12 protein-coding genes are annotated in these 11,926 nt (G+C 40.6%); 6 read left to right on the top strand and 6 right to left on the bottom strand.

Features of this window, described 5'->3' with window-relative positions; all coding sequences use genetic code 11:
- On the top strand, positions 1 to 688 hold a 688-nt coding region (locus tag CALSC_RS15610; protein ID WP_088242245.1), incomplete at its 5' end, for a hypothetical protein.
- A gap of 430 nt (positions 689 to 1,118) precedes the next feature.
- Positions 1,119 to 2,048: an alpha/beta fold hydrolase gene (locus CALSC_RS15605; protein WP_088242244.1), complete on the top strand. Its 930-nt coding sequence runs from the start codon at positions 1,119 to 1,121 to the stop codon at positions 2,046 to 2,048.
- 79 nt (positions 2,049 to 2,127) lie between these two features.
- On the opposite strand, the gene tsaD is transcribed toward CALSC_RS15605, so the two are convergent.
- The gene (gene tsaD, locus CALSC_RS15600) at positions 2,128 to 3,171 is read right to left on the bottom strand and encodes a tRNA (adenosine(37)-N6)-threonylcarbamoyltransferase complex transferase subunit TsaD (RefSeq protein ID WP_088242243.1); all 1,044 of its coding nucleotides are present in this window, start codon (positions 3,169 to 3,171) and stop codon (positions 2,128 to 2,130) included.
- A gap of 185 nt (positions 3,172 to 3,356) precedes the next feature.
- Between tsaD and CALSC_RS15595 the strand changes: the two genes are divergently transcribed.
- The 3 genes from CALSC_RS15595 to CALSC_RS15585 all read left to right on the top strand — a co-directional run bounded on the left by CALSC_RS15595 (position 3,357) and on the right by CALSC_RS15585 (position 4,819).
- The gene (locus tag CALSC_RS15595; protein ID WP_088242242.1) at positions 3,357 to 3,851 is read left to right on the top strand and encodes a Photosystem I reaction center subunit III; all 495 of its coding nucleotides are present in this window, start codon (positions 3,357 to 3,359) and stop codon (positions 3,849 to 3,851) included.
- Positions 3,852 to 3,890: 39 nt separating this feature from the next.
- Entirely contained in the window at positions 3,891 to 4,025 is a 135-nt protein-coding gene (psaJ, locus tag CALSC_RS15590) for a photosystem I reaction center subunit IX (protein ID WP_088242241.1), read from the top strand.
- 296 nt (positions 4,026 to 4,321) lie between these two features.
- Positions 4,322 to 4,819, top strand: coding sequence for a photosystem I reaction center subunit XI (locus CALSC_RS15585; RefSeq protein WP_088242240.1), 498 nt, complete (start codon positions 4,322 to 4,324; stop codon positions 4,817 to 4,819).
- 199 nt (positions 4,820 to 5,018) lie between these two features.
- Here CALSC_RS15585 and gmk read toward each other — a convergent pair whose 3' ends face one another.
- The 5 genes from gmk to hetZ all read right to left on the bottom strand — a co-directional run bounded on the left by gmk (position 5,019) and on the right by hetZ (position 11,178).
- Positions 5,019 to 5,630, bottom strand: a complete 612-nt coding sequence (gene gmk, locus CALSC_RS15580; RefSeq protein WP_088242239.1) for a guanylate kinase — start codon at positions 5,628 to 5,630, stop codon at positions 5,019 to 5,021.
- A 292-nt stretch (positions 5,631 to 5,922) separates the two neighbouring features.
- On the bottom strand, positions 5,923 to 6,189 hold the full coding sequence (gene remA / locus CALSC_RS15575) for an extracellular matrix/biofilm regulator RemA (protein WP_088242238.1): 267 nt from the start codon (positions 6,187 to 6,189) through the stop codon (positions 5,923 to 5,925).
- A gap of 318 nt (positions 6,190 to 6,507) precedes the next feature.
- The gene (locus CALSC_RS15570) at positions 6,508 to 8,850 is read right to left on the bottom strand and encodes a DUF3488 and transglutaminase-like domain-containing protein (RefSeq protein ID WP_200817649.1); all 2,343 of its coding nucleotides are present in this window, start codon (positions 8,848 to 8,850) and stop codon (positions 6,508 to 6,510) included.
- Between the two features lie 158 nt (positions 8,851 to 9,008).
- Positions 9,009 to 9,995: a PatU gene (locus CALSC_RS15565; protein ID WP_088242237.1), complete on the bottom strand. Its 987-nt coding sequence runs from the start codon at positions 9,993 to 9,995 to the stop codon at positions 9,009 to 9,011.
- A gap of 13 nt (positions 9,996 to 10,008) precedes the next feature.
- Positions 10,009 to 11,178, bottom strand: coding sequence for a heterocyst differentiation protein HetZ (gene hetZ / locus CALSC_RS15560; RefSeq protein WP_088242236.1), 1,170 nt, complete (start codon positions 11,176 to 11,178; stop codon positions 10,009 to 10,011).
- Positions 11,179 to 11,386: 208 nt separating this feature from the next.
- On the opposite strand from hetZ, the gene CALSC_RS15555 reads away from it, so the two are divergent.
- Positions 11,387 to 11,860, top strand: a complete 474-nt coding sequence (locus CALSC_RS15555; protein ID WP_088242235.1) for a hypothetical protein — start codon at positions 11,387 to 11,389, stop codon at positions 11,858 to 11,860.
- Positions 11,861 to 11,926 lie beyond the last annotated feature (66 nt).

Raw genomic sequence — 11,926 nt, 5'->3', positions numbered from 1 at the left:
AAAGCGTTTTAACCGCTCTTTCCCCCAATTTTATGAGCAATTTGTCAGCAGTGAAACTCAACTGCAAAACTTACGTTTAGCTTACCGGCTTTACAAACTTCAACAGGCTGTAATTGAATTTAAACCGGAGGCTAATAAAAGTGCTTTACACTTTGCTTACCGCAATCAATCCTTCCTCTTAAGCGATGTTTTTGGTGTACTGGCTGCTTATGGCTTAACTATTCATAATCTCAGCTTATATGGTCAAATTCGCCCACCAATGTTAGTTTTTGTAAAATTACTAGTGTCTCGTGGTGGTAAGGCACTGACTGATAAAACCGCAGACAATGTCTGTCGTGCTATTCGTGAGGCTTTGGGAGGAAGATTTGAAGTCGAAGAAATGCTAGCGGTAGAATTTAATCTAGATTTGGGCTTGGAGCAGATAGAAACGGAATTTTATGTAGATCCAGTTTTTCACCTACCAGCCCTAGTCATTGAGGCAGATAATCAGCCGGGATTATTTTACAAGGTTATGTATGCTGTTTGGCAAGAAGACTTGTTGATTGTGAATGCTAATTTATTGGTTTGGAGAGGACGCACTCGTTTAATTTTATACTTATTGGGACCGAACGAAAATTTAATTCCTGAATATCTTGGTCATAAAATCGCTGAAGGTGTATTACAAAGGTTGAAGAGTTCACAAACATAATTTTTAATTATGAGCCATCAGAATTTTGGATTTTGCGGAAAGTTGAGTCAGTCCGGTCTTGGGGTCTCCCCAAATAGAGGAACTGACGTTGCGGTGCGGTGAGTGTAGTGTGGTCTTGGGGGTTTCCCCCCATGAACAACTACCGAACCCGAAGGGGGGTTCCCCCCGTTGAGCAAACTTTTCAAGACGGATTTTGGATTGACCCCATGTTTAAAGCTATGCTTGATCCACACTCCTAAAACCTTTGCAAGGTAGGGGAGGCTAAAAGTGAATAATGCCATCTCCCCATACCTCCCACACTCCCCACCCTTCAAGTTAGGAGCTTGTATCCTGTTACTTGGCGGTCAATCATTAGCAATTTTTCTTTAATTACTAAATTTTGTATTCCTGTCTCTTCAGTGCTATAGCTCCTTAAGGGTAGGATAAAAGTATGGCAACCATAGAAGTATTGGGCATCCCCCACGCATACGAACTTACAGCTTCCACTTCCTCTCACCTGACTTTGGTGTTTATTCACGGTTGGCTGAATAGCCGTGGTTACTGGCAACCCGTAATTTCTCGTTTGTCAGATGATTTTCAATGCTTATCTTATGATTTGCGGGGTTTTGGTGAATCTCAATCCCAATTTAAAACTGAGTTTAGCCAGAATACTGTTGATTACACGATAAATAGTAGTTACGGTGGCATGGTTGCTAATCCTTTTAGTTCTGATTACACGCCGGCAACTTATGCCCATGATTTAAAAGCTTTGTTACAAAAATTAAATATTGGTAGTGCTTGGTTAATTGGTCATTCTTTGGGAGGGACTATTGGCTTATGGGCAGCGAATGAAATATCCGAGTTAGTCTGTGGTGTTATTTGTGTGAATGCAGGGGGTGGAATTTATCTTAAGGAAGCTTTTGAGCAGTTTCGCACGGCGGGACAACGTTTTTTGCAAATTCGTCCTCGCTGGTTGTCACAATTGCCTTTAATTGATTTGCTCTTTGCCAGAAATAGCGTAGCTCGTCCTTTAGAACGTCATTGGGCACGTCAACGGGTGATTGATTTTGTGACTGCGGATCCGGAAGCAGCTCTAAGAACTTTATTAGATTCAACTACGGAAGAAGAAATTAACCATTTACCTCAACTCGTTTCTCAATTAAAGCAGCCTGTGTATTTCTTAGCAGGTGCCAATGATAAGGTGATGGAACCTAAGTATGTTCGTCATTTAGCTAGTTTTCATCCTCTGTTTGATTACTGTGGTGATAATGTGATTGAAATTCCTGATTGTGGGCATTTAGCAATGTTAGAACAGCCTGATGCTGTTGCTAATCATATTCGTTCTCTTGTTTGTCAGCATGAGTTGCAACTGGAGGAGTGAAGGGGGAAGGAGTGAAAGAGGGAAGGAGGGAAAGAAATAATATTTTCGCTTTCTGTAAACTTATATATAAGTATTTTTACTAATGGTGGTACAGTTCCATCACTTGATTCATGGCAAGGCGAGAATGTACGCCTAAGGTGAGGGGGGAGGTGTGTCCTTGATCAAAATGTTCTGCTGCGGCACAGCCAATCATGGCGGCGTTGTCTGTACAAAATTTGAGGGGAGGAAACAGAGCCTGTAAATTATGTGCAGATGCTGTTGTTGTTAGATGTACTCTTAAGCCACTGTTGGCAGCTACCCCACCACCCACAGCTATTGTCTCTAATCCATAATCTAAAGCACAGGCGATCGCTCTTTTTGTGAGTGCTCTGGCAACGGTATCCTGAAAGCTAGCAGCGATGTCTTCTACTGGCAAGGCTTTACCTGTTTTTTCTAGCTGTTGTACCAGCCTTAATACTGCTGTCTTTAATCCACTAAAACTAGCGTCATAGGGATGAAATCCACCATTGGGTAAGGAAATTTTACCTTCAGGAAGAGAAAAGGCTTTGGTATTTCCCTGTTGTGCTAGTTTGTCAATTATTGGTCCTCCTGGATAGCCCAATTTTAACAACCTTGCTACCTTGTCAAAGGCTTCTCCAGCAGCATCATCACGGGTTTGTCCTAAAGTTTCATATTCACCACATTTTTTCACATGAATTAAGCTGGTATGCCCCCCAGAAACTAATAAACTGAGAAAAGGTGGTTCTAAGGTTGGCTCACTTAAATAACTCGCATAAATGTGACCTTCCAAGTGATGAACTCCCAAAAATGGCTTTTGGTGAACCATTGCTAAGGTTTTTGCCGCAGTTGTACCAACTAAGAGTGCCCCCACCAACCCAGGAGCACAGGTTGCTGCGATCGCATCAATTTCTCCCCAACCTAATTTTGCTTGTAATAAGGCTTGGGCGATCGCTGGATTGATTGTTTCTAAATGTTGCCGAGATGCAACTTCTGGCACTACTCCCCCATAATGCTGATGAATTAAGATTTGTGAAGCTACTATACTGCTATAAACTTGACGATTCTTTACAACTGCCACAGCAGTTTCATCACAACTAGTTTCAATTGCTAATACGGTTGTCATGCCAAAATTAATGCCAAATTTGAATTAGGACTTGTTTGAGAAGCTTTAACTTTTATTTACTTAAACTTTACTGCTTCCCCATGCAAGAGTATGATGGCTTGGAAGTTATATCAATAAAAAGCTGTACAAGCCGCTTCTTTCTTGTACAAAAAACTTTTTATTTCGTAATACAAGGAAACAATTCCATGCGTCGATTGTTTGCTGTTATTTTAGCAACTTGTCTCTGGTTTAATTTTGCCCCTCCGGCACAGGCTTTGGGGGCAGATCTTGTACCCTGTAGTGAATCTCCTGCTTTTCAGGAGCGTGCCACTACAGCCCGTAACACCACCACAGACCCCATGTCTGGGCAAAAACGTTTCGAGCGTTATTCTCAGGCTCTCTGTGGGCCAGAAGGACTACCACACTTGATAGTTGATGGTCGTTGGGAACGTGCAGGTGATTTTATGATTCCTGGTTTGATGTTTCTCTACATCGCTGGTTGGATTGGTTGGGTAGGACGTGCTTATCTAATTGCCATCAGAAAGGGTAGTGATACTGAACAGAAGGAAATCCAAATCGATGTCAATTTGGCAATGCCAATTATGTTAGCCGGTTTTGCATGGCCTGCTAATGCTATTAAGGAATACCTTTCTGGTGAATTAACCGCCAAGGATTCCGAAATAACTGTTTCCCCACGTTAATTAACTTTTTGTACACTCACTGGTTTTGGAGACTAATTCATGGACAAGCAAGGCGCTTTTACTAAGTTTCTTTGCACCGCACCAGTAATCACTACCATCTGGATGTTTATCACTGCTGGTATTTTGATTGAATTTAATCGCTTTTTCCCAGATTTACTTTTCCACCCATTGTAAAGCGAGGAAAGAGTGGTTTAATAATGTAAATTGAGTCAAGATGCTGCTAAAAATAGCTAAGTAAAATTAAATTATCTTAACCTAGTTATACAAGCCATAGCATCTTTGAATTGGGCATTCAAAAATATGCCTGAAAACTCGTGGTGCTGCTATTAGCATCCGAGTTTTCCATTTTTAGATAATCAATAAATTTAATTAATTTTTTTAAAGTTAGTGGTTATAAAATCAATGTGGCGACGATTATTATTATTATTATGAAATAATGCGAACATTTTCCTTAGAGGCGAACACAAAATATGGTGCAAACAGCTGATCCAAGAAATAGGGAAGTCATTTCTGCAGCAGGACGGGATCCTCAAATTGGCAACTTGGAAACTCCAGTTAATGCGTCTCCCCTGACCAAATGGTTTATTAGTAATTTACCAGCCTATCGTCCTGGTTTAACTCCATTCAGAAGGGGTTTAGAAGTTGGAATGGCTCACGGTTACTTTATTTATGGTCCATTTTTGTTATTAGGCCCTTTGCGTAATGCTCCAAACTCTAGCTTGGCTGGTTTATTAGAAGCTGTTGGCTTGGTAATTCTGCTCACAGGAGCTTTATCTTTATATGCCAATAGTAATCCACCAAAACCATGTGCAAATGTAACTGTAGCTAGTCCCCCAGTGGATGCCTTTAATTCCAAAGAGAACTGGAATAATTTTGCCAGTGCATTCTTAATTGGTGGCATTGGTGGTGCGGTTACAGCCTTCTTTTTATGCAGCAATTTGGGGCTGATTAAAGGTCTAATTGGTTAGTAATTTAAGAGCTTTATCATTAACGCTGATTGTGAGTTAGGTATGATTTGATATCTGACACACAAGCAACACAAAGGAACTCAGGGTTTGTGATTCTGTTTCCTTTGTGTATTTTTATGTATTTACCTATAGCTATAAAGGGAGCAAGATGCTCCCTATAAAAGTGCCCCACGAGGAAAAATTCAAAAGTAATTGATAATTAACAATCAAATGACTGGAATAAGGCTGCTTCAATGGCATTTAGAGCAGAATCTAAATCATCATTGACGATTTGTATATCAAACTCATCGGCGGCTGCAATTTCTGCTTGAGCCCGCAGCAAGCGACGAGCGATCGCAGCTTCAGAATCTTGTCCCCGACTACGTAATCTATTTTCTAACTCATCTAAAGATGGTGGTAGTATAAAAACACTCAACATTTGAGGAAAAGATGCACGAATTTGTCTAGCCCCTTCCACCTCAATTTCTAGGACTACCGACTGACCAGCATTGATTTGATGGATTACTGATTCACGGGGTGTACCGTAACAGTTCCCTGCAAATTCTGCCCATTCCAAAAATTCTGATTGTGCTACCAACTGGTCAAATTTATTACGGGTGATAAAATAGTAATCCTTCCCATCAACTTCACCAGGACGGGGAGAGCGAGTGGTTGCCGAGATTGAATAATATAATTCTGGATGTTTTTGGAGTAGCGATCGCATTAAAGTTCCCTTGCCAACACCGCTAGGACCAGTGAAGACAACTAGTCTCCCAGGAGACAGAATGTTTTTAGTCGTAGCACCACTATGGTTAGACAAAACTTGTATCATCCGCTCAACCTGTAAATCACAATCTATAAGAACTTATCTCTTAGTCTGTATATCGTCCTAAGAAATTGGTAGCTAAGTCAATAGATAACTCTGATATTCAGATATTACTGCGGATAGAGAGAAAAGAAAGCAGTTGTATTAACTAAATAACAAATCATTAAATAATTCACCATTAACCATGGTACTTTCTTTGTAAAAAAGTTCATCATATGAGTGCATAATTTGACAAGCCCCCACATAAATACTGAGGAGGCTCTGATTATGAATTAATAATGAACTTGATTATTCATTGTTAATTGTCTGCGGTATGGTGATCTCGAGTAATCACAAAGCGATTTGCGACGGTTTCCGGCTGAATCGCCGAAAGAACTATATGACTGGAATCGGTAATAATTACAGCCCGAGTTCGACGACCATAAGTTGCATCAATCAGCTGCCCTTTATCCCGTGCATCGGTGATAATACGTTTAATCGGTGCAGACTCTGGGCTGACAATGGCAACTACTCGGTTGGCAGATACAATATTGCCAAAACCGATATTGATTAGCTGAATGTCCATAAAAAATTGACGCCAAAAGCGGTGTAAGGTAGATACGCGAATAATCGCGTTTTCGTAACTCAATACAGTTCATTTAAGAATAATGGTAACTAATTTTAATTTTTAGCCTTAAGTAAACTGTATTGTTTCATAACAAACTATTTTCTTATGTTATCCCTAAAAAATTGGAGTTACAACGATTTAATTAACGTTAGTAGTAGTTTTTAATCATAACTGCTGTTTTATAACTAATTATCAAGGGAGTGGATGAAAAATCTATCTAGAGATATAGCTTTTTTTGTCTGATATAAACTACCCATTAAAATATTTTCCAGCAAATTATCTGCTTGGCGTTGATTTGAATTGATGAGCTTTAGTTACAGCTTGCCATTTTGTTTGTAGCTGTTTAAAATCAACCTCTTGTCCACCATAACGCCATTTTACATATGCTTGACAGATTTCATCAATGACTACAGCAATATGTGGTGTATGGTGCTGGAACGAAGAACTAGCATATTCTAAAGGTGTTTGTGAAGGATGCTTAGCCAAACCTTGATTACTTGTCCATCGCAGCATTTGTTGATAAATGCTTTCCATTGGTGGTAACTTTCTCAAAGCTAGGCGGTAGCGCCAATTTTTCCACTGCTCCCAACCTAACCAGCCACAAAAAGATGTGGTGGTGGCTACGGCTAAACCAGCGATTGTCCCGAACCATCCTTGAGCAAATAAGCCAAAAAACCAGGATATAGCCCTAATAATCAAGCCGAATAGATTCCCAAATACATAATTTAATAAACCTGTGATCGGAGAAGGTAGCCAGCCAGCAACCCATTGCCAAAATTGCTGGAGAACACTAAATGTCTGGGTTTCTTCAATGGAAGGAGGAATTAAGGGATGGTTGGGAATGGGGTCAAAGGTAAACCAACCATATTTGGGAAAATACACCTCTGTCATTGCATAGGCATCTGTGTTACGAACAACATACATACCCGTAAAGGGATTAAACTGTCCGGGTGCGAAACCTGCTACCAGCCTTGCGGGAATACCGATAGAACGTAGCATTATTGTTAACACAGTGGAGAAGTGGTCTGGATATCCACCTTTTTGCTTGAATAGGAATGATTCTACTAGGTCATCCTTTTTCCCTAGGTAGGGTAAATCAAAGGGATTCTGGGGTAGAGAGTAGTTTTGTTTGAGGTATTGAGCTAAATAGAGAACCTGCTCGTAGGTAGCATCTAGATTTTTGTCCGATTTTGCTACCCGTTGTTGATTGTAGTTAGCCAGGATTTCTTCGGTTTGTTGCTTAACTTTTGCTGCAATTGCCTCTGGTACTTGCAAGTAATAATCTTTAATATGCTGGGGATATTTTCTAGAAGCTTTCCTTAACAAAGTGCGATTGCGATAGGGCACTTCTGAAACTACTGTGTATGTCAGACCCTCTGATAATCCTACAGGAGAGCGTAAACCACCTTCTTTATCTACAGCAATTACTTGGGTCGGAAAGTATAATTTTTTCGGATAAGACATGGCTGGAATCAGGTTGGGTAAATCTGATACCATCGTGTAGGTTTGTACTATATCCTTGCTTTTACCAGTAAATAAAGGTAGTTTTAATATTGTTTGGTAAGACCAAGGTGGTCGTTTGAGACGTTTGACTTCCTCATTGCGAGAAACCTTCCACCCTTTCCCAGTATATTTATCAAATGCCAGCACTCTCCAGAAACCTGCTGCTTGGGATCTTACCCGCATGATCACTTTGGGTTTCATCTCCCCCCGCAGGTTTTGGTTCATCTCGGTATTAAAACCGTAATAAAAATTATTGTCTACTTTACCTGGTTCGCCAGATTGACCTTGTCCTGTAAGACTATTACCATTTTCACCACCATCACCATTTTTACCCTGACGGACATAACCAGGATTAATAATTTTTCTGCCTGTAAAATCACCTTTAATTTCAATGGGAGAACTGACAGGAAAGGTCTGTAATTGATATCCAGGAAAACGAGGTAAAACTGCAAAAATTGCCAGTCCTAAGACAACAATTAAACTAAATAACAAAGCATAAGAGGGTAAAGCAGAAAAGAGCTTTTTCCCTTTCTCTTGTTTCTGCTTACCCTTGACATGCTTCAAACCCAAGCGAGAGCGATAATCTAAAACTAAAGTAGGTATAGCCGCACCGAGAAAAAATAACAGTGCTGGTGCAAAAGCCAAAGTTTGACTCAGGGTAGCCGCAACCCCAATCAGAATCAAACCAATCACAATCGAATAGCCCAAATCCTTACGGCGGGGCATATCAAAACTATGTAACACCTGGAGTTGAACCAACAACTCAGCTAATACCAGTCGCGTATCATTTAGCTGTCCCACCATTCGCCCAAAGAACGCACCCAGTGCAATTAACATTCCAATGGCGATACAAAATTTAACTGGAATATTGCGATCGCGACGACTATAATAACTCCAAGTGGAACCTGCCATACTCAATGGCACCGCCCACAAACTTAACTGGGTCTCAGCAGCAATATCCGTTGCCACAACCCCTATAATTACCATTGCTAGGACTAAAGCCCGCAAGGCAATTGAATTTTCTACCTCTGCCAAAGATGACAAAGATTTATGCTCTCGCCAATTTGCACCTAAAGGTAGATGCCAACGCCGTTTGATCCTGGTAAATTTCAACATTTTGATGGGCAAGCAGTCGATGGGTAAGTAAAGAAAAATTATGTAGACGCCCTAATGACCGCTCTTAATAAACCAGAATAAACTTCAAACCCAGGATCGTCATCTGCAAAAACACGGCGTTGATCGACCAAAATGCTAGCAGCCGGAAGTCTTATATTTTAAATGGTCGGTGTAATTACAAACAATAGTGCTTGTTGCTCGATTCCTTCTATTTCAATCGCCAGGGTATAGTCTTGCTTATTTTGGGTGCAAGACAATTCCATACTCAACAATCCTGGATTGTCAGATTGTGCCATAGCATGGGCATCAGGTCCCTGTAACTTCACAAGTCCCTTAGCCGGTAACTCGGTTTGTACCACTAATTTTGTCTGTTGACCTTGAAATTGCAATTCTACCTGTACAGATAGCTCTCCTACACTAGTCAACCATTGCCTTTGCACCACTGGATTAGTGGCAGAAACATTTAATTTCAGATTCTCTAGCAGTTGTTTGGCTGCTAACAAAGACAATGCCATTTGTTGACGTGGCTGTAATTGAGAATAATCACTTTCCCCATTAGCGATCATTGTCAGGGATTCCGGCGAACGAGAAGACGTACTTCTCAACACTAATCCGGCTAAATTGTTCAAATCCTGGGAATTATCGGGGAATAAGCTCTCCACCGCCTGAACCAACTTTGCCCCTAACGGTAGTGAAGACGCAAGTAAGCCTTGGCACTTTGCCAGTAATTCTTGAAAAACCTTTTCTGGTATGGAAGTTGGCAAATTCAATTTGTACTGTTGTGCAGTCCATCCCCAAGCTGGAACAATATTCAGTGATGGGTTGTCTACACAATCTGGGTACTCTTGTAATTGTGACTCCCAGGGAAATAAAGGTGGATGATTTTCGACTTGAATTTGTAGCCGACGTTTCAAGACGGCTTGGAAACGTTCTTGCACAGTAGGAATATCTCCTAGTTGAAAGGTTTCGGGTGTTTGTACCGACTCAAAATCGCCAACCATTTGCTTGGCGGCGGTTTCAAGGTGGTTGTTGTCTACCCGTTTAATTTCCTTGCTTTCTAAGCCAATATTCTCAGAATTATCAGCAACATCTGCCAACAACATATTGAGTAACTGGTATTGCAAGGATTCTGAGTCACTATTCATGAGTAGATGCACCCTATCCGGACATTAAAGAGTTACGAATTTCCCAAGCTTGCTCCAGAATTTTAAACCAGCGTTTTTGTAATTGAGCCATAGATAGGCCTAATGTTTTCGCAATTTTTTCATCTGGTTGTCCTTGCTGTTTCAAATCTAATAGAGAACGTTGGGTATCGTCCAGTTTTTTGGTATATATTTCCCATTCTTGAGGGGTTAACCCTAAATTTGTTTTTAAATCAGCTTCTAACCACTCGTGAACCAACTCCCAACGATGTAATAACGCGAATCTGATTAAGTGATATTTGAAACGTTGTTGCAAGTAATCTCGCTGACGGGAAGTTAAACCTAAAATAGACTCAATTTCTTGTGCTGATAAGTCTTGGAGACGTAAGCTAAAATAATCCGCACAATCTGATTGTTGTTTCTCTTCCAGGTAATTCATCAATTCCGTCACTACCACAGAACGCAAGCTTTCTTCTTGAGGTTCTGGCTCTACTTGTGTCGCCATAGCACTACGCAATTGTTGTACTGCTGGGTCTTCCCAAGTCCCATCAGATTCACCACTACTACCTTCTGCTGCTCTTTCTATATCTACACAGGTTTCTGGTGGTTGCTGTTGGGAAAAGGTTTGGGCGCGAAGAATAATCAACTGCTGTTGACGACCAGGTAACGGTATGCGTCGCTTCCCATAACGCTCCGTAAATGCCATGTACTCTGATAGTTCCAGTAGAGTACGAGGACTATAAGTTACAGGTAATTGACTTTCTCGGCGGAAAGCATTTAAAGATTCTAAATAAAAGCCTTGTAAAAAATCTTCGATGACAGTCAGCCGCCCTTGATAACTCAATTGTCTTTGGGGGGAGTTAATATAGCGGTAGATGATAGCACTGAGAGTACTGTGTAGTTCAATTCTGCCTCTATTCGACCCCAGTTGGTAGTATCTTATACACTGTTGTAGACGATGCTTGGCTAAAGTCATCGCCGAACTTTCTATGGCACCGGAAGCTTGGATGCGTTTACTCTCGGTACAAATCCGGTTCACCTCCGCAGTAATCCGGTTTGCCACATCATGGCAATTCTGCTCTGAAGCATTAGTTAGTTGCTTAAGCTCCTGGAATAGGAGTTGAAATATCGCCTCCACGCCAATTGATTTTTCTCCCTGAATAGTTGTGGTTGCGGCTAAGTTCATAGTCTCGTGATAAAAAAGACCCTAACATAACTTAAATAAAAACCTGTAATTCCAGGTTTTGGGCTAAGGTTTTCGCCTATAAGCTAAATACACCTTAATCCTATGGATGAGAACTTCACTTGTACTATTACTCCCCACTATTGTTTGATTGTTCATCTGCCATAACATACAGTTATAGCTAATAATTAGGAGTTATTTACAGATCGTGATGGATCTAGATATACAAATTCAATCACTCATTGACGATGCACCTCAAGATGGTGTAACTCCACAACTGATAGCAATAATTGCTCCAGTTCTGAACGCGATCGCTCAACAGTTACGCCATCACCAATACTACATTCTCCAAAACTTACAAGAGTCTTGGGTGGTAACTACATTAAGTAATCGTACCAATTCCACACTACAAAAGCGCGTTATTTATGCTTTTCCTACCTTACAAGATGTTGCGACTGGCTCATCTTCTGGGCTGGATGCCCAAGTTACGGCTATGCCAATACCTGTAATTCATATTTTGTTTCAACTGGTAGCTCTAGAATCAGTAGACAGTATAGTGTTTCTGGAAACACCTGGTACAGATACTGACTGCGTAGAAATACTGCGGGCAGAACTACAGAAAAAAATTCAAAAGCAACTAAAAAGTATACCTCCCAATCGTTATAATTCTCCTGATATTGCCTAAAAATAATTAGTACAGCTAGTCAAGATTATAACGTACTGGTATTATTTTAACTTTCTCAGACAATGT

Source organism: Calothrix rhizosoleniae SC01, assembly GCF_900185595.1.
GTDB classification, from domain to species: Bacteria; Cyanobacteriota; Cyanobacteriia; order Cyanobacteriales; family Nostocaceae; genus Calothrix_A; species Calothrix_A rhizosoleniae.
The sequence above is the reverse complement of the archived record's forward strand: the minus strand, read 5'-3'. Positions and strand labels throughout refer to the sequence as shown.